The organism is Halioglobus sp. HI00S01, from assembly GCF_001635445.1.
Taxonomy (GTDB): Bacteria; Pseudomonadota; Gammaproteobacteria; order Pseudomonadales; family Halieaceae; genus Halioglobus; species Halioglobus japonicus.
In genome coordinates this window covers 116,985-139,915 of record NZ_LWEE01000110.1, presented here as the reverse complement: position 1 = coordinate 139,915, position 22,931 = coordinate 116,985, and the positions used below count along the sequence as shown (strand labels likewise).

Sequence of the window (22,931 nt, the reverse complement as noted above, 5' to 3'; positions counted from 1 at the left end):
CAGAGGAGGCACATTCTACATGAATCGGGGTCGCAAAAGGTAACGCGGCATGAATTTGCGACGATTTAGCGCTTTATCCACCCATCGCTCTGTGGTATAAAGCGCGCCTCGTTGCCCCGGCGTGGCTGATTTTTGGTCGCCCAGAGGGTATCGGGCACTAACTGACACACACATATCGACACCTGTTCCAGGGTGCCAACGGCTTGGCCTGCGGTTTGGAATCGGGGATATGTGGAGGACTAACCCAAATACAAGGTATTTATTATGTCGCAAGTAAGCATGCGCGACCTGCTGCAGGCAGGCGCCCACTTCGGTCACCAGACCCGCTACTGGAACCCCAAAATGGACCAGTACATCTTCGGTGCCCGCAACAAGATCCACATCATCAACCTCGAGCACACCGTTCCTGCGTTCAACGAAGCGCTGAACCTGGTGAAAGGCCTCGCGGGTAACAAGAACAAGATTCTGTTCGTTGGCACCAAGCGCGCCGCCGGCAAAATCATCAAAGAGCAGGCGGAACGCGCCGGCCAGCCCTACGTCAGCCACCGCTGGCTGGGCGGCATGCTCACCAACTACAAAACCATTCGCGCGTCCATCAAGCGTCTGCGTGACCTGGAAGCTCAGCAGGCCGACGGCACTTTCGATCGCCTGACCAAGAAAGAAGCCCTGATGCGCACCCGCGACATGGAGAAGCTTGAGCGCTCCATCGGTGGTATCAAGGAAATGGGCGGTCTGCCCGACGCGCTGTTTGTAGTTGACGTTGATCACGAGCGCATCGCGATCACTGAAGCCAACAAGCTGGGTATCCCCGTGATCGGCATCGTCGACACCAACTCCAACCCTGACGGTGTTGACTACGTTATCCCCGGTAACGACGACGCGATCCGCGCGATCAAGCTGTACGTCACTGCCGTGGCTGATGCGTGCCTGGCTGGCAAAGCTGAATCTGGCGAAGCGATTCCTACCAAGGATGAGTTCGTCGAAGAAGCCGCTGCTGAAGAAGCCGCCGAGTAAGTTCAAGCCCCGGCGCTGCAGAAACTGTAACGCCGGGCACCTAGAATTTCCCCCGGCGCATCGCTGCCGGGGTTTTTATTTTCAGATCCAATCACCCGGGATTGCATAGGAGGACAATCGATGTCAGCAAAACTGGTTAAAGAACTGCGTGATCGTACAGGCTTGGGCCTGCTCGAGTGCAAGAAGGCACTGGCCGCTGCCGACGGCGACGTCGACAAGGCAATTGAAGAACTGCGTAAGTCCAGCGGCATGAAAGCTGCCAAGAAAGCTGGCCGCACCGCCGCCGACGGCGTTGTTGTGACTCGTCTGGCTGAAGACGGCAGCTACGGCATGCTGGTTGAAGTTAACTCTGAAACCGACTTCGTTGCTCGCGACGATAACTTCCTGGCTTTCGTAAACAGCGTTGCCGATGCGGCTTTCGCTGCCAAGCAGACTGACGTTGCCGCCCTGATGGACGGCGACCTGGAAGCAGCACGTGAAGCGCTGGTACAGAAAATCGGTGAGAACATCGGTGTACGCCGCATTGAGCTGGTTAACGCTGACGCCGGTGTTGTTGGTGCCTACGTGCACGGCAACAACCGCATCGCGGTACTGGTTGAGCTCAAGGGCGGCGACCAGGATCTGGCCAAAGATGTGGCCATGCACGTTGCAGCGGTTAACCCCCAGGTTGTATCCCCCGCGGATATGCCCGAAGAGGTTGTCGCCAAGGAGAAGGAAATCTACACCGCACAGGCCGCTGAATCCGGCAAGCCCGCCGAGATTATCGAGAAGATGATTGGCGGTCGTGTGAAGAAGTTCCTGGCCGAGAACTCTCTGCTGGAGCAGGCGTTCGTTAAAGATCCCGACGTAACTGTTGGCAAGCTGGTTTCTGCCGCTGGCGCAGAAGTGGCTTCATTTGTCCGCTTCGAAGTGGGCGAAGGCATTGAAGTCGAGAAAGTTGACTTCGCTGATGAGGTTGCGGCCCAGCTCAACGGCTAAGGCGCAATCACGCAGATATCCACCGCGTGGATGGGAAAGGGAGCTTCGGCTCCCTTTTTCTTTTTCTGGCCCTTATTCGACTAAAAGTCGGGACCAATTGCATGGAATTCCTGTTGCTCGAACAGGTCCTATGTATAATTCCAGTAAAGACCGACGTGTTAGTAATTCCCAATGTCCAGAGACGATATCGACCACATTCCCTCTATCGTGCCATCGCGCGATAACGAACACACCATGGTCCGCCCCACGCCGGGCGCCACTCGCGGCAAGCCCGGGGGTTCGGGCGGTGGCAGTCGCCCGCCAGCCAAAGCGTCGTCTGGCGGTGGCATGTTCGGCAAGCTGGTTGCCGTTGTGGCGCTGGTGGTTGCGGCCGTGGCCTGTGCCTGGGCCTGGCAATTGCAGGAGCAGCTCCGGCAGAGCGAGTACGCCCTGCAGGGGCACGAAACGCGTATTGCCGATTTGGAGGCTCGCCTGTCTGATACGGACGAGGGCATGAGCCAGAACGCGGCGGTGCAGGCGGCCAAGCTGCGCGAACTGGATTCAGAGGTTCGCAAACTCTGGGACAATGTGTGGAAAAAGTCCAAGGAGCGCCTGGGTAAGCTGGAGGCGACGACCAAGAAGCAGGGCACCCAGATTGCGGCGAACGAAACGTCGATTTCCTCGACGTCGTCAAAGGTGAACAGTGCAGCGGCCGACCTCGCCAAGCTTAAGAGTGTGTCGGGTGACCTGAGCCGCTTGATGAACAGCGCCAAGACCAATCAGGCGGAAGTCGAGCGGGTGGCCGATACTCTGAATCGCATCAATCTGGATATGGCCAAGCTCAATCGCCTGGTGAAGGCCAACGAGGAAGCGGTGCGCTCCACCGACGCGTTCCGGCGCCAGGTGAACGCGTCTATCGCAGAACTTGAGAGCTCGGTGCGAATTCTACAAGCGGCGCCTTGATGGCGCCGCGGTCAGGCCAGCGCCTGACGAATGCTGGCGAGTTTCACGCAGATCACAAAGGCCTCCGCCGTTGCCTGCACGTCCTTCAGTGAGGGGTAGCTGGGCGCCAGGCGGATATTGCTGTCCTCGGGGTCGTTTCCGTAGGGGTAGGTGGCACCGGCAGGGGTGAGCGCCACGCCAATATCCGCCGCAAGTTTTACCACGGTTTGGGCCAGTCCCGGACGGGTATTGAAGGAAATAAAGTAACCGCCCTGTGGCGACAGCCACTCGCCCATGCCTGTGTCGCCCAGTTCATTTTCCAGCGTTGCCAGTACGGCGGCGAATCTAGGCCGCAGTAGTGCGGCGTGCTTTTCCATATGGGCCGCGATGCCGGCCGGTGACTGCAACAGTTTAACGTGGCGCAGCTGGTTGACCTTGTCCGGACCGATGCTCTGAAACCCCAGGTGTTGCTTGAAGGCCGCGAGGTTGGCCGGACTGCTGGACAGGAAGGCTACGCCCGCGCCGGCAAAGGTGACCTTGGAGGTAGACCCGAACTGGAACACGCTCGACTCAGTGCCATGCTTGACGCTGTAGTCCCTGATATTGGCGAGCTCGGGGGCATCCGCGTCGATGATGTGCACTGCGTAAGCGTTGTCATACATCACGATAAAGTCATCGCTGGCGATAGTGCCCAGCCTGGCCAGGCGCTCCACTGTCTCTTCGCTGTATACACAGCCAGTGGGGTTGGAGAAGCGCGGCACGCACCAGATGCCTTTAATGGCAGGATCGGAGCTCACCAGGCGTTCGACTTCGTCCATATCCGGGCCGTTTGCATCCATCGCCACCGGGATCATTTCAATGCCGAGATGTTCGCAGATGGCGAAGTGACGATCGTAGCCGGGCACCGGGCACAGGAATTTCAGTTCATCAGAGTTCCCCCAGGCCGATTCAGCACCGCGCAGGCCGACATTGAGAGCGAAGTCGATCACGCTGTACATAAGGGTCAGTGACGAGTTACCGCCGATCACAATGTCTGACTCAGGCACACCCATCACCGTGCTGAACAATGCCTTGGCCTCTGGCAGGCCATCGAGGCCGCCATAGTTGCGCACGTCGGTGCCGTTGCTGGCGCGATAGTCGCCTTCGAGAATACCGTCGAGGGCGTCGGACAGTGACACCTGCTCTGTGCCGGGTTTGCCACGGGTCAGGTCCAGTGATAACTGGCGCTCTGCCAGGGCCCGGTACTGTGCTTCCAGGGTGTCGAGTTGGGCGCGTAATTGGTCGGCCGACATTTGCTCGATATGCACGGTGGCTTCCTTGTGGTGGTCTAGAATTCAGGGCAGGGGAGTATAGCCGCGGTGCGCCTGCGCGAACAGGTGACCAATGTCACAAGCTTGAATTCAGCACTGGTGCCCGCATATCTGTGTCACAGACATTGCCTTGAGGACAAGCATGAACGAGCACGAAGAAGCGCTGGAACCCGAAGTACTGGAACCGGAACAGGCCGCCGGTGCACCGGCGGTAGCCGACGACGTGCTCCCGGATACCCTGTACTTGATGCCGGTGCCGAATCGTCCGTTTTTTCCTGGGCAGGTGCAGCCGGTTGGCATGAACCCGCAGGAGTGGGCGTCCACGCTTAAAGCGGTGGCCGATTCCGGCACGCGTTTGATCGGGCTGTCCTATGTGCCGCCGGGCGAGAACGGCGAGATTGATATTCGTCGTTTCCCGGAAATCGGCTGCGCGGTGCGCCTGCATCGTCCCCCGGGTGGGGCGGACCAGCCCGGCCAGTTTATGGCCCAGGGCCTGCGGCGTTTTCGAATTGTTCGCTGGTTGAATGACAAGCCGCCCTTTCTGGTGCAGGTAGAGTATCCACGCAGCCAGGGTGAAAAAGACTCGGACGAGATCAAGGCCTACGCCATGGCGTTGATCAAGGCCATTAAGGAACTGCTGCCTCTCAACCCCTTGTACAGCGAGGAATTGAAGCAGTACTTGTCCAACTTCAGCCCCAACCAGCCCAGCTTGCTGGCCGATTTCTCGGCTGCCCTGACCACGGCTTCGGGCGAGCAGCTCCAGGAAATATTGGACACCTTGCCATTGCGGTCACGCATGGAGAAGGTCCTCACGCTGTTGCGCAAGGAGCGCGAGGTGGCGGAGTTGCAGGGGCAGATCACCAGTCAGGTAAATGACAAGGTCAGCGATCAGCAGCGGGAGTTCTTTCTGCGTGAGCAGTTAAAGATCATCCAGAAAGAGCTGGGTATCTCCAAGGACGATCGCACCTCCGATGCCGACATGTTTGAGGAGCGTATTGCCGGGCTGGAGCTGCCTGAGGTGGTGGCAAAGCGTATCGATGACGAGCTGCAAAAGCTCTCGGTGCTGGAGACCGGTTCACCCGAGTACGGCGTGACGCGCAATTACCTGGACTGGGCCACTTCCGTGCCCTGGGGTGTGCACTCTGAGGACAATCTCGATCTCAAACACGCCCGCGGTGTGCTGGCGGAGCATCACGATGGCCTGGAGGATGTAAAAGAGCGTATTCTCGAATTCCTGGCGGTAGGCTCATTCAAGGGTGAAATCGCCGGCTCCATCATGTTGCTGGTCGGGCCACCCGGAGTAGGCAAGACCAGTATCGGCCGCTCTGTGGCAGATGCCTTGGGGCGCGAGTTTTGTCGTTTCAGTCTGGGCGGCATGCGTGACGAGGCCGAGATTAAAGGCCACCGGCGCACCTATGTCGGCGCCATGCCCGGTAAATTCGTGCAGGCCCTGAAAGAGGTGAAGGTATCTAACCCCGTTATCATGCTCGATGAGATCGACAAGATCGGGGCTTCCTATCAGGGTGATCCGGCGTCGGCTTTGCTTGAGGTGCTGGACCCGGAGCAAAACAGCGAGTTTCTCGATCACTACCTCGACCTGCGGGTGGATCTGTCCAAGGTGTTGTTTATATGTACCGCAAATCAGCTGGATACTATCCCCGGGCCTTTGCTCGACCGGATGGAGGTGACCCGCCTGTCCGGTTATGTGGCCGAAGAAAAGCTGGCAATTGCGCGCAACCATCTGTGGCCGCGGCAGTTGGAGCGTCACGGACTGGGAGAGGATCAGCTCAAAATCAACGATGCCGGGCTCAAGTATGTGATTGATTCCTACTGTCGCGAGGCCGGAGTGCGCAACCTGGAAAAGCAGCTGTCACGGATTATGCGCAAGTCGATTGTGCGCATGCTCGACACGGGCGAGGAAAAGCTGCGGGTTGGCAAAAAGGATATCGACGACCTGTTGGGCAAGCCGCATTTCATGCCGGACAAGCCTGTGCGAGGCCTTGGTGTGGCCACAGGCCTGGCCTGGACCGCCATGGGCGGCGCGACCTTGGCCATTGAGTCATCGCAAATCCATACCTTGAACCGCGGCTTCAAATTAACCGGGCGTCTGGGCGAGACCATGCGTGAATCCGCGGAAATCGCCTACAGCTATGTGATTGCCCATTTGAAAGACTATGGTTGCGATCGCGACTTCTTTGATATGTCGATGGTGCATCTGCATGTCCCGGAGGGGGCCACGCCCAAGGATGGTCCCAGTGCCGGCATTACAATGGCGACGGCGCTGGTCTCATTGGCCCGCAAGGAGCGTATCAAGCGCCCTCTGGCCATGACAGGCGAGCTGACGTTGACCGGCCAGGTGCTGCCCGTTGGGGGGATTCGTGAAAAGGTGATCGCCGCCCGACGCAGCAAAATCATGGAGCTGATTCTACCCCATGCCAACCGGCGCGATTTTGAGGAGCTGCCCGAGTACCTGCGTGAAGGTATCAATGTGCACTTTGCGCGCAATTATCGCGAGGTGTTTGAGTTCGTGTTCCATGAGCACCGCAAGGACAAGTCGCTGCATTGATCAGCGCGGCCTGAGGCTGCGCCGTAACCGGATCAGTACTGGTTGTTTACGTCCGAGAGTTGCTCGTTGAGCGTCAGGAAGTCCCACAGTACGCCGAGCAGGAAGAAGCCACCGGTGCACAGGTAGATGACACCGGTAATCCACTTGCCCATGTACATGCGGTGGATACCGAAGATGCCCAGGAACGTGAGCAGAATCCAGGTCAGGTCATAATCCTTGGGCCCGGGGACAAACCGGCGATCCGCATCGCGGGACATGCCCGGGATAAGCAGTAGATCGATAATCCAGCCGATAAAGAATAGGCCCAGTGTGAAAAACCAGATAACGCCCGATATCTGTCTGCCGTAGTAAAACCTGTGGGCCCCAATGAATCCGAAAATCCATAGCAAATAGCCCATAAAGACCGAATGCGTACCTTCCTGGCGTTCCAAGTCGCTGCTCCCGCAAGTGTGTATTGCCATGGTGTTGGCTCTGGCGGGCCGCGTCAAGAGGCTGGCGCCCGCGCCAGAGTGACTATAATGATCTGGATCATGGCCCTGCGCCGGTAAAGCGATACGCTGGTAAGCAACCCTGTAGGTAACCCAGAGGACCTCGAATGTCTGTTGAGCACCACGATCTGCACCACGAATTTCCTGAACCGCATGACCGCATCCACGAACTCAAGATGAATGATGCCCATTTTCGGCGCCTGTTCGATGAGTACCACGAGCTGACTACCAGTATCGAAAAGATGGAAGATGCAGTGACCCCGGTAGCGACCCGCACCGAGGAGGCGGCCAAGATCCGGCGTCTGCACCTCAAGGATGAGCTCTACCGCATGCTCACGGCGGCCTGACCGTGGCGAACGAAACGCTTCGCGCCGAACTGGAGCAACGCCTGGCGACCATGCAGCGGCGCCTCGCCAGCATTAAGGCTGACGTCACGCACGAATACTCAGGCGACTCCGCGGAGCAGGCCCAGGAACGTGAGAGCGACGAGGTGGTGGACGCCATTGGCAACGAAACCCGTCAATCCCTGCGCGATATCCGGATGGCGCTGGACAAGATTGAAGCTGGTACCTACGGCGAGTGCGAGCACTGCGGCGAAAACATCGCGGAGGGGCGCCTGCGGGCAATCCCTGAGGCCACGCGGTGTGTGGGTTGTGCTGGCTAAGCACTTCTGCGGGTGATTTTTATAGCTGTTTGGAATAAAGGAGGGCCTTGAGCCTCCTTTTTTATGCATGATCCGCGATTCGAAGGCGCTGGTGGTGGCCGGTAGTGGTCTTTTTGGGCCCCGGGAAATGGTAAAAGTCCCCCTTCCCGAATTCCCCCTAAAATAATCCCAAACCCGCCTTGACACTGCCGGGGCTGGTCCTTAGAATTCGCCTTCCTTTTTCGGGGGGTCCCTTTGCGGGCCTCTGGTTTTTTATTTGATTGGAGTTAGGTCAGGTGCAGAATCAACGTATTCGTATCCGTCTCAAGGCTTTTGACCACAAGCTGATCGACACGTCGACTCAGGAAATTGTGGAAACTGCGCGCCGTACCGGTGCCCAAGTCAAAGGTCCTATCCCCCTTCCTACCCGGAAGGAAAAGTACACCGTGCTGGTTTCCCCGCACGTAAACAAGGACGCACGTGACCAGTACGAAATTCGTACGCACAAGCGTCTGTTGGACATCGTGGAGCCTACAGAAAAAACTGTAGACGCCCTGATGAAACTAGACCTGGCAGCAGGTGTAGAAGTACAGATCAGTCTTGGCTAACGACAAATCGTAAGCAAGACCTGCTCGGGGCAGGTAAATCACTGTCCCGGGTGTGTAATTGCTTAAGTTGGGAATAGGTTCCAATTTAAGCGGCCATAGAGGGTATTTAGCCCCGTACACTGAGAGGTTAGCAAAATGGCTATTGGCTTAGTCGGCCGTAAGTCCGGTATGACTCGTGTTTTTACCGAAGACGGCGCATCCATTCCAGTAACCGTAGTGGAGGTTTCTCCAAACCGCGTTACTCAAATCAAAGAGCTCGATACTGATGGGTATCGTGCAATTCAGGTCACTGCGGGCAGCCGCAAGGCCTCTAAAGTGAGTAAATCCGAAGCGGGACACTTCGCGAAAGCGGGTGTCGAAGCAGGCGCAAGCCTGTCGGAGTTCCGTCTGGAAGAAGCAGATGAAGCGCCTGAAGTTGGCTCTGAGCTGACTGTTGAGCGTTTTGAAGCGGGCCAGATCGTGGACGTTACTGGTAAGTCCAAGGGTAAAGGTTTCCAGGGCGGTGTTAAGCGCTGGAATTTCGCCATGCAGGACGCCACGCACGGTAACTCTATTTCACACCGTGCTCCTGGTTCTATCGGTCAGTGTCAAACACCCGGCCGTGTGTTCAAGGGCAAGAAGATGGCGGGCCATATGGGTGCCGAGCAGGTAACTACCCAGGGTCTGGAAATCGTCCGTGTTGATGCCGAGCGCAATTTGCTGCTCATTAAGGGTGCCGTACCTGGTGCCCCCGGTGGTGACGTCGTAGTGCGCCCCACCATCAAGGCATAAGGTTAGGGGGTCTCTAACGTGGAACTGAATGTAGTTAAGCCGGGTAACAGTGATGCAGGCAAGTTGTCTGTCTCCGATGTTGCCTTTGCTAAAGAGTACAACGAAGACCTGGTTCACCAGGTTGTAACTGCCTTTCTGGCAGGCGCACGCCAGGGCACTCGTGCCCAGAAGAACCGCTCAGCGGTTTCCGGCGGTGGCAAGAAGCCTTGGCGTCAAAAGGGTACCGGTCGCGCTCGTGCGGGAACTATCCGTTCTCCGATCTGGCGCTCCGGTGGTGTGACCTTCGCGGCTCAGCCGCAGGATCACTCTCAGAAAGTGAATCGTAAAATGTATCGTGCAGCGCTGCGCACCATTATGTCCGAGCTCGCTCGCCAGGATCGCCTGGTTGTTGTAGAGAGCATGGATTTGGAGCAGCCCAAGACCAAAATGCTGGTTCAGCAGCTGGGCGAGTACGGTGTGGATAACGCGTTGATCGTGTCCACTGAAGTTGGTGAGAACCTCTACCTGGCGTCTCGCAACCTGCACAAGGTTGACGTTCGCGACGTAGACGGTGTCGACCCTGTCAGCCTGATCGCTCACGACAAAGTGATCGTCACTGTTGACGCGGTCAAGAAGTTTGAGGAGATGCTGGGATGAACCAGGAGCGCGTATTCCAAGTGCTGGTAGGCCCGCACGTTTCCGAGAAGGCCGCCATCGTAGCTGACGAAAACAACCAGTTTGTTTTCAAGGTTGCCGTTGATGCAACCAAGGCAGAGATCAAGAAGTCTGTCGAGCAGCTGTTCAAGGTTAAGGTCGACAAGGTCTCCACCCTGAAGGTGAAGGGTAAGGTTAAGCGTAACCGTTTCGGTTATAGCACCAAGCCGACCTGGAAAAAAGCATATGTACGACTGGAGCAGGGTCAAGACATCGACTTTGCGACTGTTGAGTAAGGAGTCGGATCGCAATGGCAGTTTTGAAGAGTAAGCCCACTTCACCCGGTCGTCGTCACGTCGTCCGCGTTGTCAGTGAGGATCTGCACAAAGGAGCACCGCACAAGCCCCTGCTGGAAAAGCAGAGCCGCAACGGTGGTCGTAACAACAACGGTCGTATCACCACTCGCCACGTTGGCGGTGGTCACAAGCAGCACTACCGTATCATCGATTTCAAGCGCACCAAGGACGGTATCCCCGCCAAGGTAGAGCGCCTGGAATACGATCCGAACCGCACTGCGCACATTGCGCTGCTGTTGTTCGCCGACGGTGAGCGTCGCTACATCATTGCCCCCAAGGGTGTGAAAGCGGGTGACGTTCTGCAGTCCGGTTCCGCTGCTCCGATCAAGACAGGTAACTGTCTGCCGCTGCGCAACATCCCTGTGGGTTCTGTTGTGCACGCGATTGAGCTGAAGCCCGGTAAGGGTGCTCAAATGGCTCGCTCCGCTGGTGCTTCCGTTCAGCTGGTTGCCCGCGAAGGTCAATACGCCACCCTGCGTCTGCGCTCCGGCGAGATGCGCAAGGTACTGGCTGACTGTCGCGCTACCCTGGGTGAAGTGTCCAACTCAGAGCACAGCCTGCGCAAACTGGGTAAAGCTGGTGCCGCTCGCTGGCGCGGTGTTCGCCCGACTGTTCGCGGTGTTGCGATGAACCCGGTTGATCACCCCCATGGTGGTGGTGAAGGCCGCACCTCCGGTGGCCGTCATCCGGTCAGCCCCTGGGGTACGCCTACCAAGGGTTACAAGACTCGTAAGAACAAGCGTACCGACAAGCTTATCGTGCGTCGTCGCGGTAAGAAGTAACGGTTGACAAGAGATTAGAGGAAGAGATTGTGCCGCGTTCACTTAAAAAAGGTCCTTTTATCGACCTGCACCTGATGAAGAAGGTAGAAACCGCGCTTGAAAGCAACGATCGTCGTCCGATCAAGACCTGGTCGCGCCGTTCAATGGTTTCTCCGGACATGGTTGGTCTGACTATCGCCGTACACAACGGCCGTCAGCACGTACCTGTACTGATTAACGAAGACATGGTTGGCCACAAGCTGGGCGAGTTCGCAGTAACTCGTACCTTCAAGGGCCATATCGTAGACAAGAAGGCGAAGCGCTAAGCGCCGCGTAACGAGGTTTAGGAAATGGAAGTTGCAGCAAGACTGAAAGGCGCGCGAATTTCTGCGCAGAAAGCCCGTCTGGTCGCTGACCAGGTCCGCGGCAAGCCTGTGGAAGAAGCGCTTAACCTGCTGGAGTTCAGCAACAAAAAGGCAGCTCACATTGTCAAGAAGGTTCTTGACTCTGCGATCGCCAATGCTGAAAACAACGAAGGTGCAGATGTAGACGAACTGAAAGTCTCTACTGTCTTCGTTGACGAAGGTATGACTATGAAGCGCCTGCGTCCCCGTGCTAAGGGCCGCGCAGACCGAATTTTGAAGCGTAGCTGTCACATTACTGTGAAAGTTGCAGACGGCGAAGGCTAAGGAGACCAAGACATGGGTCAGAAAGTACATCCCGTCGGTATCCGCCTGGGTATTGTTAAAGACCATAACTCTATCTGGTACGCCGACAGCAAGAACTACTCCAAGCAGTTGATTACTGATCTGGAGGTGCGTGAGTACATCGAGAAGGCACTGGAGCACGCGTCCGTGAGCCGTGTTGTTATCGAGCGCCCCGCACAGACTGCTCGCATCACCATCCACACAGCCCGTCCCGGTATCGTGATTGGTAAGAAGGGTGAAGATGTCGACGCTCTGCGTAAGGAACTCACCAAGAAGATGGGTGTGCCCGTGCACATCAACATCGAAGAGATTCGCAAGCCGGATCTGGACGCCAAGCTGGTAGCTCAGAACGTAGCCCAGCAGCTGGAGCGTCGCGTTATGTTCCGTCGCGCTATGAAGCGCGTCGTACAGAACGCCATGCGTCAGGGCGCCGAAGGTATCAAGATCCAGGTCGGTGGTCGTCTGGGCGGTGCAGAAATCGCGCGTACTGAATGGTACCGCGAAGGTCGTGTGCCTCTGCACACTCTGCGTGCCGATATCGACTACGCAACCTACGAAGCCTCCACTACCTACGGCATCATCGGTGTGAAGGTTTGGATCTTTAAAGGCGAAGTGATCGGTGGCGAAGAAGCCGCTGAGAAGAAGTCAGCAACTAATTAAGGGTTACGCAGATGCTTCAACCAAAGCGTACAAAATTTCGCAAAACTCAGAAGGGTCGTAACCGCGGCCTGGCCCATCGCGGCAGCAAAGTGAGCTTTGGCGAATACGGTTTGAAAGCGACAGGTCGCGGCCGCATTACTGCGCGTCAGATCGAAGCGGCTCGTCGTGCCATGACTCGTCACATTAAGCGTGGCGGTAAAATCTGGATTCGTGTCTTCCCGGACAAGCCTATTACAGGTAAGCCTCTGGAAGTACGTCAGGGTAAAGGTAAAGGTAACGTTGAATACTGGGTAGCCCAGGTTCAGCCCGGCAAAGTACTTTACGAAGTGCAGGGCGTATCTGAAGAGCTGGCGCGTGAAGCGTTCGAGCTGGCTGCTGCCAAGATTCCGGTTGCCACAACATTTGTTAAACGGTCGGTGATGTGATGAAAGCTAGCGAATTGCGTGAAAAGTCCGTAGAGGACCTGAACAAGCAGCTGCTCGACCTGCGTGAAGAGCAGTTCAAACTGCGTATGCAGTCGTCCACTGGTCAGCTGGGGCAGACTCACCTGCTCAAGCAGAACCAGCGCGACATCGCACGCGTTAAGACTGTACTTACACAGAAGGCAGGTAACTAAGTATGTCAGCTGCAGAAAAACGTACACGGACGGCAACTGGTCGAGTTGTCAGCAACAAGATGGACAAGACCATTGTTGTACTGGTCGAGCGTCGGGTTAAGCACCCGGTATACGGCAAGTACATCACTCGTTCGTCCAAAATCCATGCGCACGATGAAAACAACCAGTGCGGCATCGGTGACACAGTAACTGTTGCCGAGTCTCGCCCGATTTCCAAGAGCAAGACCTGGAAGCTGGTAGAAGTAGTAGAGAGCGCCGCCGCGGTTTAATCCCGGCACAGGGCAGAGATTTTGCGGCGGAAGCCGCAGTTTGGAGTAAGAGATGATTCAGACACAGTCGTATTTGGAAGTCGCAGACAACAGCGGCGCACGTCGTGTGATGTGCATCAAGGTGCTGGGTGGTTCCAAGCGTCGTTACGCGCGCGTCGGCGACCTGATCAAGGTTACCGTTAAGGAAGCTATCCCCCGCGGTAAGGTCAAGAAGGGTCAGGTAATGACTGCTGTAGTTGTACGCACCAAGAAAGGTGTTCGTCGCAACGATGGCTCCCTGATCAAGTTTGACGATAACGCCGCAGTACTGCTGAACACCCAGGAAGCGCCTATCGGTACCCGTATCTTCGGCCCGGTAACTCGCGAACTGCGCGGCGAAAAGTTCATGAAGATTATTTCCCTGGCCCCTGAAGTAATTTAAGGCCGAGGAGAGGAAAGAGAAATGTTGAAGATCAAGCGCGATGACGAAGTGATTATCCTGGCCGGCAAGGACAAGGGTAAGCGCGGCAAGGTTCGCAAGGTACTGGATAACGACAAGCTGATTGTCGCTGGTATCAACATGATTAAGAAGCACACCAAGCCCAACCCCCAGGCGGGAGTTGCCGGCGGTATCGTGGAAAAAGAAGCGCCCATCCAGGTTTCTAACGTGGCGATCTTCAACCCTGCGACCGGCAAGGCTGATCGTGTTGGCTTCAAGGTCGAAGGCGACACCAAGACTCGTATCTTTAAATCCAGCGGCGAAGCGATCAGCTAAGCGCAAGGGTTAACAGGTAATAGAAATGGCAACTTTGCAAGACAAGTACAAGAACGAGATCGCAGCTCAGCTGAAAGAAGAGCTGGGTCTGGATAACGTTATGGAAGTTCCCCGCATCACCAAGATCACCCTGAACATGGGCGTTGGTGAAGCGCTGGGCGACAAGAAGGTTCTGGAAGCCGCTGTCGCTGACATGGAGAAGATCTCCGGTCAGAAAGCAGTAGTAACCAAGGCGCGTAAATCAATCGCGGGCTTTAAAGTTCGTGAAGGTTGGCCCATCGGTTGTAAGGTAACTCTGCGCTCTGAGCGTATGTATGAGTTCCTGGATCGTCTGATCAGCATCGCGATTCCCCGTATCCGTGACTTCCGTGGCATCAGCCCGAAGTCGTTTGACGGCCGCGGTAATTTCGCAATGGGTGTGACTGAACAGATCATCTTCCCTGAAATTGATTACGACAAGGTAGATGCCCTGCGCGGCATGGATATCACTATCACTACCACTGCTCGTACGGACGATGAAGGCCGCGCTCTGCTGCGTGCTTTCAACTTCCCCCTGAAAGGTTAAGAGGCTTTATTCATGGCTAAGAAATCTATGATTGCGCGTGAAAACAAGCGTGCACGTCTGGTAGCTAAGTACGCTCAGAAGCGCGCTACTCTGAAAGCGATCATCGCTGATGTGAACGCCTCTGACGAAGAGAAGTGGGACGCCCAGATCGCCCTGCAGAAGCTGCCTCGTGACGCTAGCCCGGTTCGCCAGCAGCGTCGCTGCCAGCTCACCGGCCGTCCCCACGCGGTATATCGTAAGTTTGGCCTGAGCCGTAACAAGCTGCGTGAAGCAGCGATGCGCGGTGATGTGCCTGGCCTGGTTAAAGCCAGCTGGTAACGGAGAGATATTGAAATGAGCATGCAAGATCCGCTGTCAGATATGCTGACCCGTATTCGCAACGCCCAGATGGCTGGCAAGACTGGTGTAGAAATGCCCGGTTCCAAGCTGAAGGCTGCTGTTGCAAACGTGCTGAAGGAAGAAGGTTACATCGCTGACTTCAACGCAACCAACGATTCCGGCAAGCCCCGCCTGGCCATTGAGCTGAAGTACTACCAGGGCAAGCCTGTTATCGCTGAAATCGATCGCATCAGCCGTCCCGGTCTGCGCAACTACGCAGGCAAGGATGAAATGCCCTCCGTTCGCGGTGGCCTGGGCGTTGCAATCGTATCCACCTCCAAGGGTGTGATGACTGATCGCGCTGCGCGCGCTGCCGGTGTTGGCGGTGAAGTGCTGTGCACAGTATTCTGATTTATTAACGTTAGATTTAAAGAGCATTCACAATGTCTAGAGTCGCAAATAATCCGGTATCACTGCCGAGCGGCGTAGAGGTCAAGATCGATGGTCGCGACCTCTCCGTTAAGGGCAGTAAAGGTACCCTGGCCATTTCACTGGTCGAAGGTGTACAGGTATCTCAGGATGACAACGTCTTGACCATTGCCTACGACGAGAAGAGCAAAGCTATGGCTGGCACTACTCGCGCGCTGGTAAACAACATGGTCAAGGGCGTCAGCGAAGGCTGGGAGAAGAAGTTGGTACTCAACGGTGTTGGTTACCGTGCCAAAGCTTCCGGCAAGTCAGTCAACCTGACCGTGGGCCTGTCCCACCCTGTAGATTATCAACTGCCCGAAGGCGTTTCTGCGGAAACTCCCAGCCAGACCGAGATCGTGGTCAAGGGCATCGACAAGCAGGCCGTAGGCCAGGCAGCTGCCGAGATCCGCAGCTACCGTCCGCCGGAGCCTTACAAGGGTAAAGGTATTCGCTACGCTGACGAGTATGTCCGTCGTAAAGAAGCCAAGAAAAAGTAGGTAAGTTGAGATGAGTGCAAAGAATGATTCAAGGTTGCGTCGCGCACGTCGCGCTCGCGCCCGTATGCGTACCCTGGGTGTTAACCGCCTGAGCGTGCACCGTACTCCTCGGCATATCTATGCCCAGGTGATTGCACCGGAAGGTGACAAGGTACTGGCCAGCGCCTCTACCCTGGACGCTGAACTGCGTAAGAACGCCACTGGCAATACTGACGCCGCTGCCGCCGTAGGCAAGCTGGTTGCAGAGCGCGCCAAGGCTGCAGGTATCGAGCAAGTTGCCTTCGACCGCGCAGGTTACAAGTATCACGGCCGCGTCAAGGCTCTCGCCGACGCCGCACGTGAAAGTGGACTGGAATTCTAAGGGTACGAGTAAATGGCTTTTAACGACCAGAAAAAGCAGCAGCAGACCGAAGGCGATCTCCAGGAGAAGCTGGTACAGGTCAACCGCGTAGCTAAAGTAGTTAAAGGTGGCCGTATCTTCGGTTTCACCGCACTGACTGTAGTAGGCGATGGCAATGGCAAAGTTGGCTTCGGCCGTGGCAAGGCGCGCGAAGTGCCTGTTGCGATCCAGAAAGCAATGGAAGCTGCCCGTCGCAACATGATCCAGGTAGAGCTGAACAACGGCACTATCCAGTACCCTGTAACCGCCACCCACGGCGCTTCCAAGGTTTACATGCAGCCTGCATCTGAAGGTACCGGTGTTATCGCCGGTGGTGCGATGCGCGCCGTGCTGGAAATCGCGGGTGTACACAACGTACTGGCCAAGGCCTACGGCTCCACTAATCCGGTGAACGTGGTTCGCGCAACCTTTAATGGCCTGCGTGATATGGCTGCTCCCGAAGACGTTGCTGCCAAGCGCGGCAAGTCTGTCGAAGAAATTTTGAACTAAGTATTGGGTTGATTCGTCATGGCAAAAGCAATGATCAAAGTTACCCAGGTTAAGAGCACCAACGGTCGCCTGAAGAACCACAAGGCGTGCGTTGCTGGCCTCGGCCTGCGTCGTATTGGTCATACCGTAGAAGTGGAAGACACTCCTTCCGTTCGCGGCATGATCAACAAAGTTAACTACCTGGTACGGGTTGAGGACTAAATCATGTCAGAAGTAATGCGACTGAATACCCTGAGCCCCGCCCCGGGTTCTCGGAAAGACAGCAAGCGCGTTGGCCGCGGCATTGGCTCCGGTTACGGCAAAACTGCTGGCCGTGGCCACAAAGGTCAGAAGTCTCGTTCCGGCGGCAGTGTTCGCCCCGGTTTCGAGGGTGGCCAGATGCCCCTGCAGAAGCGCCTGCCCAAGTACGGTTTCACCTCACGCATCGCGCGCACTACTGCGCAGATCCGTCTGGGTGAGCTGAATGCAGTAGAAGCTGAAGTGATCGATCTGGAAGCCCTGAAGGCTGCCGACCTGGTCAAGCAGAACGTAACCCGCGCTCGTGTTTTCCTGTCAGGTGAACTGAGCAAGGCCGTTACGATCAAAGGCCTGGCGGTCACCAAAGGTGCCCGCGAAGCCATCGAAAAAGCTGGCGGAAAGATCGAGGACTAAATGGCGGGACAGGCGCCCTCAGTAAATAAGGCAGGCATGGGCGAGCTTTTTGCTCGCCTTCGTTTTGTCTTACTGGCAATTATCGTTTATCGGATCGGGACTCATATTCCCGTTCCGGGAATTGACCCCAACCAGCTGCAGGCACTGTTCAACCAGAACCAGGGAACCATCCTTGGTCTGGCCAACATGTTCTCCGGTGGCGCCCTGGAACGTATGTCGATCCTGGCGCTGGGCATCATGCCTTACATCTCTGCATCGATCATTATGCAGTTGATGGCGGCAGTCACGCCCCAACTGGAGCAGCTGAAGAAAGAAGGCGAGTCTGGCCGCCGTAAAATCAGCCAGTACACGCGCTACCTGACGGTAGTGCTGGCTATTATCCAGGCCACTGGTATGACCGTGGGTATGGCCAATCAGGGAATGAGCTACGACACATCGATGTTGTTCTATGTGATCGCAATCACTTCTCTGGTAACCGGCGCAGTCTTCATGATGTGGCTCGGTGAGCAGATTACAGAAAAGGGCGTAGGCAACGGTATCTCACTGTTGATCTTCGCCGGTATCGTAGCGGGCCTGCCCGCGGCTATCGGCCAGTCTCTGGAGCAAGCGCGCCAGGGCGAGCTGAACATTCTGCTGCTGCTGGGCATTCTGGCATTCGCGATTGTGATGATCTTTGCGATTATCTTCATCGAGCGTGGCCAGCGTCGCATCACAGTGAACTACGCCAAGCGCCAGCAAGGCCGCAAGATGTACCAGGCGCAGAGCTCGCATCTGCCCCTGAAGGTGAACATGGCAGGTGTTATCCCGGCTATTTTCGCCAGCAGCATCCTGCTGTTCCCGGCGTCTATTGCCCAGTGGTTTGGCTCGGGTGATGGCGCAGATTGGCTGCAAGACCTTGCCGTGGCGATTGGCCCCGGCCAGCCGCTGAACATTTTGTTGTTCACGGTGTTTATTGTGTTCTTCTGCTTCTTCTATACGGCGTTGATGTTTAACCCGTCAGAAGTAGCTGACAACTTGAAGCGGTCCGGTGCATTTGTACCTGGTATTCGCCCCGGTCAGCAGACCGCCAATTACATTGACGGCGTGTTGACTCGACTGACGGTATTTGGCTCGGCGTATATCGCCATTGTGTGTTTGATTCCTCAGTTCCTGGTAGTAACAGCCAACGTGCCGTTCTACCTTGGCGGCACCTCACTGTTGATTGTGGTTGTCGTTGTAATGGACTTTATGGCCCAGGTGCAGAGTCACCTGATGTCTCACCAGTACGATTCGGTGATGAAAAAGGCCAACCTGAAAAATATTGGTAGTTCCGGTCGCGTTCGCTAAGCGCCGGATGATACGGAGAAGTAACGATGAAAGTACGTGCATCAGTAAAGAAGATCTGCCGCAACTGTAAGGTTGTGCGCCGCAACGGTGTGGTGCGGGTAATCTGCAACACCGATCCGCGTCACAAGCAGCGCCAGGGTTAATTCCCGGCGTAGTTGATTTTTAGTAACGATATCGCTAGAATGCTGCGCCTTTCGCGCGCTCCACTGGCTAATTTTCGGAAAACCGAAGAAAATCAGTGGTTTGCGTAAACCGCAGTTAAGCGAAAAAGAGATTAATTGGAGAAAGTTGGATGGCTCGTATTGCCGGTGTCAACATACCTGATAACAAGCACGCTGTTATCTCACTGACTTACATCTACGGTGTAGGTCGCACCACTGCCAAGGAACTGTGCGCCGCTACTGGTGTTGCAGAGAACGCCAAGATCGGCGATCTGTCCGAGGAAGACATGGATGCACTGCGTGGCAAAGTAGCTGAGATGACCGTCGAGGGTGACCTGCGTCGGGAAGTCTCCATGAACATCAAGCGTTTGATGGACCTGGGCTGCAACCGCGGCCTGCGTCACCGTCGCAGCCTGCCGCTGCGCGGACAACGCACCAAGACCAATGCGCGTACCCGTAAGGGCCCGCGTAAGCCGATTCGCAAGTAAGGAGCGACCCTAACGGGTTCGGGCCTCGGCCCACTCACAGCGAATCCTTTTTAGTGTAGCTGCACCGAGTGCAGTGTTGATATTAAAGTAGGAAAACGACATGGCGAAGCCAGGTGCCAAAGGCACTCGTAAGAAAATCACCAAGACTGTTGTCGACGGTATCGCGCACGTACACGCGTCCTTCAACAACACCATCATCACTATCACTGACCGTCAGGGCAACACCCTGAGCTGGGCTACCGCTGGTGGCTCCGGTTTCCGTGGTTCTCGCAAAAGCACCCCCTTCGCTGCCCAGGTTGCAGCTGAGCGCGCCGGTGAAGCGGCCAAGGAATACGGTCTGAAGAATCTGGACGTGCAAGTTAAAGGCCCCGGCCCCGGTCGCGAGTCTGCCGTACGTGCACTGAATGCCTGTGGTTACAAGATCAGCAACATCACCGATGTTACACCGATCCCCCACAACGGCTGCCGTCCGCCCAAGAAACGTCGCGTATAACAGCGCTCAGAGGAAGAACTAGACATGGCTCGATATATTGGACCCAAGTGCAAGCTCTCCCGTCGTGAAGGAACTGACCTGTTCCTGAAGAGCGGTGTGCGCGCACTCGAAAGCAAGTGTAAAGCAGAAACCCAGCCCGGCCAGCACGGCGCCCGTCGCGGCCGCCTGTCTGACTACGGTGTACAGCTGCGTGAGAAACAGAAAGTACGTCGTATCTACGGTGTTCTGGAAAAGCAATTCCGCAACTACTACAAGGAAGCCGCCCGCCTGAAAGGCGCTACCGGCGAAAACCTGCTGCAGCTGCTGGAATCTCGTTTGGATAATGTTGTTTACCGTATGGGCTTCGGCTCTACCCGCTCTGAAGCGCGCCAGCTGGTAGCGCACAAAGCGATCCTGGTAAACGGCCAGGTAGTGAACATTGCTTCCTACCAGGTAAAAGCAGGTGATGTTGTGTCCCTGCGTGAAAAGGCCAAGAAGCAGCTGCGCGTCCAGTCTGCCCTGGCCCTGGCTGCCCAGCGCGGCGAACCCGAGTGGATCGAAGTTAACTCTGACAAGCTGGAAGGTACTTTCAAGTCTGTACCCGATCGTGCAGATCTCTCCAGCGAGATCAACGAAAACCTGATCGTCGAGCTTTACTCCAAGTAATCCACGTTAGGAATTAACCTACAAAGGTGCCCCGTATGCAGAGTGCAGTGACTGAATTTTTGACCCCGCGAGTAATCAACGTTGATGAAAAGAACGCTACTCGCGCCCAGGTAACCCTGGAACCCCTGGAGCGTGGCTTTGGCCACACTCTGGGTAACGCCCTGCGCCGTATCCTGCTGTCTTCCATGCCCGGTTGTGCAATCACCGAGGTGGAGATCGACGGCGTATTGCACGAGTACAGTGCAATCGAAGGTGTTAACGAAGACGTTATCGAAATCCTGCTGAACCTCAAGGGCGTTGCCCTGGTGATGAACGGCAAGGATGAAGCAGAGCTGACCCTGACCAAGAAAGGCCCGGGTGCAGTAACTGCCGGCGACATCCAGGTGGACCACGACATCGAGATCCGCAACCCGGATCACGTGATCTGCCACCTGAATGGCGACAGCGAAATCAACATGAAGCTGACTGTGGCCCGTGGCCGCGGCTACTCTCCCGCCGATTCTCGTGAGAATCCGGAAGAGGAGACCCGCTCCATTGGTCGCCTGCAGCTGGACGCCACCTTCTCGCCAGTACATCGCGTGTCCTACGTGGTTGACGCGGCTCGTGTAGAGCAGCGCACCGACCTGGACAAGCTGATCCTGGACCTGGAGACCAACGGCACTATCGACCCGGAAGAGGCGATCCGTCGCGCCGCGACCATCCTGCAGCAGCAGTTGGCCGTGTTTGTTGACCTGGAGAGCGAATCTGAGTCTGAGTCTGTTGAGGAAGAGGACGAAGTAGATCCGATTCTGCTGCGCCCTGTGGACGATCTGGAACTGACCGTTCGCTCCGCCAACTGTCTCAAGGCAGAGAACATTTACTACATCGGCGACCTGGTGCAGCGCACTGAGGTTGAGCTGCTGAAAACCCCGAACTTGGGTAAGAAGTCGCTCACCGAGATCAAGGATGTACTGGCTTCACGTGGTCTGTCCCTGGGTATGCGCCTGGACAACTGGCCGCCCGCCAGCTTGAAAAACGACGACCGGGTACTGAGCGTCTAAGCTCCCCGGTCAACTGAATAGCAGTGTGCTGAGATAGCACCTTAATAGAGAGATTGGAAAAATGCGTCATCGTCACAGTGGACGTCAACTGAATCGCAACTCCTCCCACCGTAAGGCCATGTTCCGTAACATGACCAACTCACTGGTGGAGCACGAGCTGATCAAAACCACCCTGCCCAAGGCGAAAGAGCTGCGCAGCTATGCTGAGCCTCTGATCACCCTGGCCAAAGAAGACAGCGTGGCTAACCGCCGCCTGGCTTTCGACCGCACCCGCGACAAGGCGACCGTCGGCAAGCTCTTCAATGAACTGGGCCCGCGCTACGAGTCTCGTCCCGGCGGTTACATTCGCATCCTGAAGTGCGGCTACCGCGCTGGCGACAAGGCTCCCATGGCCTACGTTGAGCTGGTGGATCGCCCCCAGGTTGAGGCTTACGACGACGAGGATTGATTCCTCGGCCCGATAGGGCGTTTGTAAGAGCGGCTGTTACAGGTCGCATAAAAAAGCCGGGCTCTATGCCCGGCTTTTTTGTAGGTGCTAGAACAGTGGATATTAGCGTGGCAGGGAGTTTCGCCAGCTGTCGAAGCTGAGATCGCTAAAGCTATCCCCCGCGGCGACACACTCGGTCACTTCAACGGCGGGNTCCTGCGTCTCCAGCATGGTGCTGGCCATATTGCCCAATGCATTGCTCTCGGCTTCTTCGAGGGTATTGGCCTGAAGCGTTAGCAGGGCGCGAGCGCCTGTAGAGGTAATGACCTGGCAATCGTAGTTATTGACCGGGAAAGTCCGTTGTTGTGCTTGTGCAAGGGCTGCGGTCGCTGTGAGACACAGGCTGATCATGAACATTTTGGAGTAACTCATCTTTTCTTCTCCTTGGCTTACCAGCAGTTATTAGCGGCGGCATCAGAGCCGTCCTCTTCTGCCACAGTTTTCGCGCCAGTTGAATCCAGAGTAAAGGCAAAGCACCGCTCGTCGCCATTTTGGGGTGATGTTCCAGTGGGCGTGGCCGTTAGGGTGTAGCAGCGATCAATGCTGCCGCCGGCACAGGCGGCAACTGTCATGCTGTAGTGCCCTTCATCGGAGACAAAGGGCGCATCGTAGCCGAGATCTGCCAGATTGGCGGTGTAGGTGCTGCGGTCTAGCATGAATTGTTCCTGGCGGTTGGCTAGCTCCAGCAGCTTGTCGATCCCGTCAGCTCGGCGCCCTTTGCGCAGAGCTTCCTGGTAAGACGGTAGTGCAACAGCCAGCAAGATCCCTACGATCACTACCACAATCATGACTTCAATCAGTGTGAAGCCCTGCTGCGGCCTCATGCGCTGTAGCGAAATCTCCAT

The 22,931-nt window shown here is 56.3% G+C and carries 37 protein-coding genes; 34 read left to right on the top strand and 3 right to left on the bottom strand.

Annotated elements, in window-relative coordinates:
* Positions 1-264 precede the first annotated feature (264 nt).
* From rpsB to A3709_RS13405, 3 genes are all read left to right on the top strand, one after another.
* A complete protein-coding gene (gene rpsB, locus A3709_RS13415; RefSeq protein ID WP_066055410.1) occupies positions 265-1,014 on the top strand; it encodes a 30S ribosomal protein S2 in 750 nt (249 codons plus the stop codon).
* A 120-nt stretch (positions 1,015-1,134) separates the two neighbouring features.
* Complete coding sequence (gene tsf / locus A3709_RS13410; protein ID WP_066055407.1) at positions 1,135-1,992, top strand: translation elongation factor Ts; 858 nt, start codon at positions 1,135-1,137, stop codon at positions 1,990-1,992.
* Between the two features lie 171 nt (positions 1,993-2,163).
* Positions 2,164-2,934: a hypothetical protein gene (locus A3709_RS13405; protein WP_231871179.1), complete on the top strand. Its 771-nt coding sequence runs from the start codon at positions 2,164-2,166 to the stop codon at positions 2,932-2,934.
* 11 nt (positions 2,935-2,945) lie between these two features.
* On the opposite strand, the gene A3709_RS13400 is transcribed toward A3709_RS13405, so the two are convergent.
* Positions 2,946-4,220, bottom strand: coding sequence for an aminotransferase class I/II-fold pyridoxal phosphate-dependent enzyme (locus A3709_RS13400; protein ID WP_369795151.1), 1,275 nt, complete (start codon positions 4,218-4,220; stop codon positions 2,946-2,948).
* A 145-nt stretch (positions 4,221-4,365) separates the two neighbouring features.
* On the opposite strand from A3709_RS13400, the gene lon reads away from it, so the two are divergent.
* Complete coding sequence (lon, locus tag A3709_RS13395; RefSeq protein ID WP_066055404.1) at positions 4,366-6,789, top strand: endopeptidase La; 2,424 nt, start codon at positions 4,366-4,368, stop codon at positions 6,787-6,789.
* A 32-nt stretch (positions 6,790-6,821) separates the two neighbouring features.
* Here lon and A3709_RS13390 read toward each other — a convergent pair whose 3' ends face one another.
* Positions 6,822-7,187, bottom strand: a complete 366-nt coding sequence (locus A3709_RS13390) for a TM2 domain-containing protein (protein WP_066055400.1) — start codon at positions 7,185-7,187, stop codon at positions 6,822-6,824.
* Between the two features lie 197 nt (positions 7,188-7,384).
* Between A3709_RS13390 and A3709_RS13385 the strand changes: the two genes are divergently transcribed.
* The 30 genes from A3709_RS13385 to rplQ all read left to right on the top strand — a co-directional run bounded on the left by A3709_RS13385 (position 7,385) and on the right by rplQ (position 22,047).
* Positions 7,385-7,624 (top strand): YdcH family protein, encoded by a 240-nt coding sequence (locus A3709_RS13385; protein ID WP_066055397.1) that lies wholly within the window; start codon positions 7,385-7,387, stop codon positions 7,622-7,624.
* Positions 7,625-7,626: 2 nt separating this feature from the next.
* The gene (locus A3709_RS13380) at positions 7,627-7,941 is read left to right on the top strand and encodes a TraR/DksA C4-type zinc finger protein (protein WP_231871178.1); all 315 of its coding nucleotides are present in this window, start codon (positions 7,627-7,629) and stop codon (positions 7,939-7,941) included.
* A gap of 275 nt (positions 7,942-8,216) precedes the next feature.
* Positions 8,217-8,528: a 30S ribosomal protein S10 gene (gene rpsJ / locus A3709_RS13375; RefSeq protein WP_066055391.1), complete on the top strand. Its 312-nt coding sequence runs from the start codon at positions 8,217-8,219 to the stop codon at positions 8,526-8,528.
* A gap of 135 nt (positions 8,529-8,663) precedes the next feature.
* On the top strand, positions 8,664-9,299 hold the full coding sequence (rplC, locus tag A3709_RS13370; RefSeq protein WP_066055389.1) for a 50S ribosomal protein L3: 636 nt from the start codon (positions 8,664-8,666) through the stop codon (positions 9,297-9,299).
* Positions 9,300-9,317: 18 nt separating this feature from the next.
* Positions 9,318-9,935 carry a 50S ribosomal protein L4 gene (gene rplD, locus A3709_RS13365; RefSeq protein WP_066055386.1) on the top strand — a complete coding sequence of 206 codons (618 nt, stop codon included), beginning with the start codon at positions 9,318-9,320 and terminating at the stop codon, positions 9,933-9,935.
* Positions 9,932-10,228 (top strand): 50S ribosomal protein L23, encoded by a 297-nt coding sequence (gene rplW / locus A3709_RS13360; protein ID WP_066055383.1) that lies wholly within the window; start codon positions 9,932-9,934, stop codon positions 10,226-10,228. The genes rplD and rplW overlap by 4 nt, the downstream gene beginning before the upstream one ends.
* A gap of 14 nt (positions 10,229-10,242) precedes the next feature.
* Positions 10,243-11,070, top strand: a complete 828-nt coding sequence (rplB, locus tag A3709_RS13355; protein ID WP_066055380.1) for a 50S ribosomal protein L2 — start codon at positions 10,243-10,245, stop codon at positions 11,068-11,070.
* A gap of 29 nt (positions 11,071-11,099) precedes the next feature.
* The gene (rpsS, locus tag A3709_RS13350; protein ID WP_066055377.1) at positions 11,100-11,375 is read left to right on the top strand and encodes a 30S ribosomal protein S19; all 276 of its coding nucleotides are present in this window, start codon (positions 11,100-11,102) and stop codon (positions 11,373-11,375) included.
* A 24-nt stretch (positions 11,376-11,399) separates the two neighbouring features.
* The gene (gene rplV, locus A3709_RS13345; protein WP_066055375.1) at positions 11,400-11,738 is read left to right on the top strand and encodes a 50S ribosomal protein L22; all 339 of its coding nucleotides are present in this window, start codon (positions 11,400-11,402) and stop codon (positions 11,736-11,738) included.
* Between the two features lie 12 nt (positions 11,739-11,750).
* Complete coding sequence (gene rpsC, locus A3709_RS13340) at positions 11,751-12,416, top strand: 30S ribosomal protein S3 (RefSeq protein WP_066055372.1); 666 nt, start codon at positions 11,751-11,753, stop codon at positions 12,414-12,416.
* 11 nt (positions 12,417-12,427) lie between these two features.
* The gene (gene rplP, locus A3709_RS13335) at positions 12,428-12,841 is read left to right on the top strand and encodes a 50S ribosomal protein L16 (protein ID WP_066055370.1); all 414 of its coding nucleotides are present in this window, start codon (positions 12,428-12,430) and stop codon (positions 12,839-12,841) included.
* Positions 12,841-13,032, top strand: coding sequence for a 50S ribosomal protein L29 (gene rpmC / locus A3709_RS13330; protein WP_066055367.1), 192 nt, complete (start codon positions 12,841-12,843; stop codon positions 13,030-13,032). Before rplP ends, rpmC begins: the two co-directional genes overlap by 1 nt.
* A 2-nt stretch (positions 13,033-13,034) precedes the next feature.
* Entirely contained in the window at positions 13,035-13,301 is a 267-nt protein-coding gene (gene rpsQ / locus A3709_RS13325; RefSeq protein WP_066055365.1) for a 30S ribosomal protein S17, read from the top strand.
* A 52-nt stretch (positions 13,302-13,353) separates the two neighbouring features.
* On the top strand, positions 13,354-13,722 hold the full coding sequence (gene rplN, locus A3709_RS13320) for a 50S ribosomal protein L14 (RefSeq protein ID WP_066055362.1): 369 nt from the start codon (positions 13,354-13,356) through the stop codon (positions 13,720-13,722).
* 21 nt (positions 13,723-13,743) lie between these two features.
* Positions 13,744-14,055, top strand: a complete 312-nt coding sequence (rplX, locus tag A3709_RS13315; protein ID WP_066055358.1) for a 50S ribosomal protein L24 — start codon at positions 13,744-13,746, stop codon at positions 14,053-14,055.
* A gap of 25 nt (positions 14,056-14,080) precedes the next feature.
* On the top strand, positions 14,081-14,620 hold the full coding sequence (rplE, locus tag A3709_RS13310) for a 50S ribosomal protein L5 (protein ID WP_066055355.1): 540 nt from the start codon (positions 14,081-14,083) through the stop codon (positions 14,618-14,620).
* A 12-nt stretch (positions 14,621-14,632) separates the two neighbouring features.
* Complete coding sequence (gene rpsN / locus A3709_RS13305) at positions 14,633-14,938, top strand: 30S ribosomal protein S14 (protein WP_066055352.1); 306 nt, start codon at positions 14,633-14,635, stop codon at positions 14,936-14,938.
* Positions 14,939-14,953: 15 nt separating this feature from the next.
* Positions 14,954-15,349 (top strand): 30S ribosomal protein S8, encoded by a 396-nt coding sequence (gene rpsH / locus A3709_RS13300; protein ID WP_066055349.1) that lies wholly within the window; start codon positions 14,954-14,956, stop codon positions 15,347-15,349.
* Positions 15,350-15,381: 32 nt separating this feature from the next.
* Complete coding sequence (gene rplF, locus A3709_RS13295) at positions 15,382-15,906, top strand: 50S ribosomal protein L6 (protein WP_066055347.1); 525 nt, start codon at positions 15,382-15,384, stop codon at positions 15,904-15,906.
* Positions 15,907-15,916: 10 nt separating this feature from the next.
* Positions 15,917-16,267, top strand: a complete 351-nt coding sequence (rplR, locus tag A3709_RS13290) for a 50S ribosomal protein L18 (RefSeq protein WP_066055344.1) — start codon at positions 15,917-15,919, stop codon at positions 16,265-16,267.
* A gap of 12 nt (positions 16,268-16,279) precedes the next feature.
* Positions 16,280-16,795 carry a 30S ribosomal protein S5 gene (gene rpsE, locus A3709_RS13285; protein ID WP_066055341.1) on the top strand — a complete coding sequence of 172 codons (516 nt, stop codon included), beginning with the start codon at positions 16,280-16,282 and terminating at the stop codon, positions 16,793-16,795.
* Between the two features lie 18 nt (positions 16,796-16,813).
* Positions 16,814-16,996 carry a 50S ribosomal protein L30 gene (gene rpmD / locus A3709_RS13280; protein ID WP_066055339.1) on the top strand — a complete coding sequence of 61 codons (183 nt, stop codon included), beginning with the start codon at positions 16,814-16,816 and terminating at the stop codon, positions 16,994-16,996.
* 15 nt (positions 16,997-17,011) lie between these two features.
* A complete protein-coding gene (gene rplO / locus A3709_RS13275) occupies positions 17,012-17,446 on the top strand; it encodes a 50S ribosomal protein L15 (RefSeq protein WP_066056176.1) in 435 nt (144 codons plus the stop codon).
* Positions 17,447-18,772, top strand: a complete 1,326-nt coding sequence (secY, locus tag A3709_RS13270) for a preprotein translocase subunit SecY (RefSeq protein ID WP_066055336.1) — start codon at positions 17,447-17,449, stop codon at positions 18,770-18,772.
* Positions 18,773-18,798: 26 nt separating this feature from the next.
* A complete protein-coding gene (rpmJ, locus tag A3709_RS13265; protein WP_066055334.1) occupies positions 18,799-18,915 on the top strand; it encodes a 50S ribosomal protein L36 in 117 nt (38 codons plus the stop codon).
* Between the two features lie 149 nt (positions 18,916-19,064).
* Positions 19,065-19,421: a 30S ribosomal protein S13 gene (gene rpsM / locus A3709_RS13260; RefSeq protein WP_066055332.1), complete on the top strand. Its 357-nt coding sequence runs from the start codon at positions 19,065-19,067 to the stop codon at positions 19,419-19,421.
* A 100-nt stretch (positions 19,422-19,521) separates the two neighbouring features.
* Positions 19,522-19,914, top strand: coding sequence for a 30S ribosomal protein S11 (gene rpsK, locus A3709_RS13255; protein ID WP_066055329.1), 393 nt, complete (start codon positions 19,522-19,524; stop codon positions 19,912-19,914).
* Between the two features lie 24 nt (positions 19,915-19,938).
* Positions 19,939-20,559, top strand: coding sequence for a 30S ribosomal protein S4 (gene rpsD / locus A3709_RS13250; protein WP_066055326.1), 621 nt, complete (start codon positions 19,939-19,941; stop codon positions 20,557-20,559).
* A 35-nt stretch (positions 20,560-20,594) separates the two neighbouring features.
* Complete coding sequence (rpoA, locus tag A3709_RS13245) at positions 20,595-21,599, top strand: DNA-directed RNA polymerase subunit alpha (RefSeq protein ID WP_066055323.1); 1,005 nt, start codon at positions 20,595-20,597, stop codon at positions 21,597-21,599.
* Between the two features lie 61 nt (positions 21,600-21,660).
* On the top strand, positions 21,661-22,047 hold the full coding sequence (gene rplQ / locus A3709_RS13240; RefSeq protein ID WP_066055320.1) for a 50S ribosomal protein L17: 387 nt from the start codon (positions 21,661-21,663) through the stop codon (positions 22,045-22,047).
* A gap of 428 nt (positions 22,048-22,475) precedes the next feature.
* Here the strand turns inward: rplQ and A3709_RS13230 are convergent, their stop codons facing one another.
* Positions 22,476-22,931: a type IV pilin protein gene (locus A3709_RS13230; protein WP_066055314.1), complete on the bottom strand. Its 456-nt coding sequence runs from the start codon at positions 22,929-22,931 to the stop codon at positions 22,476-22,478.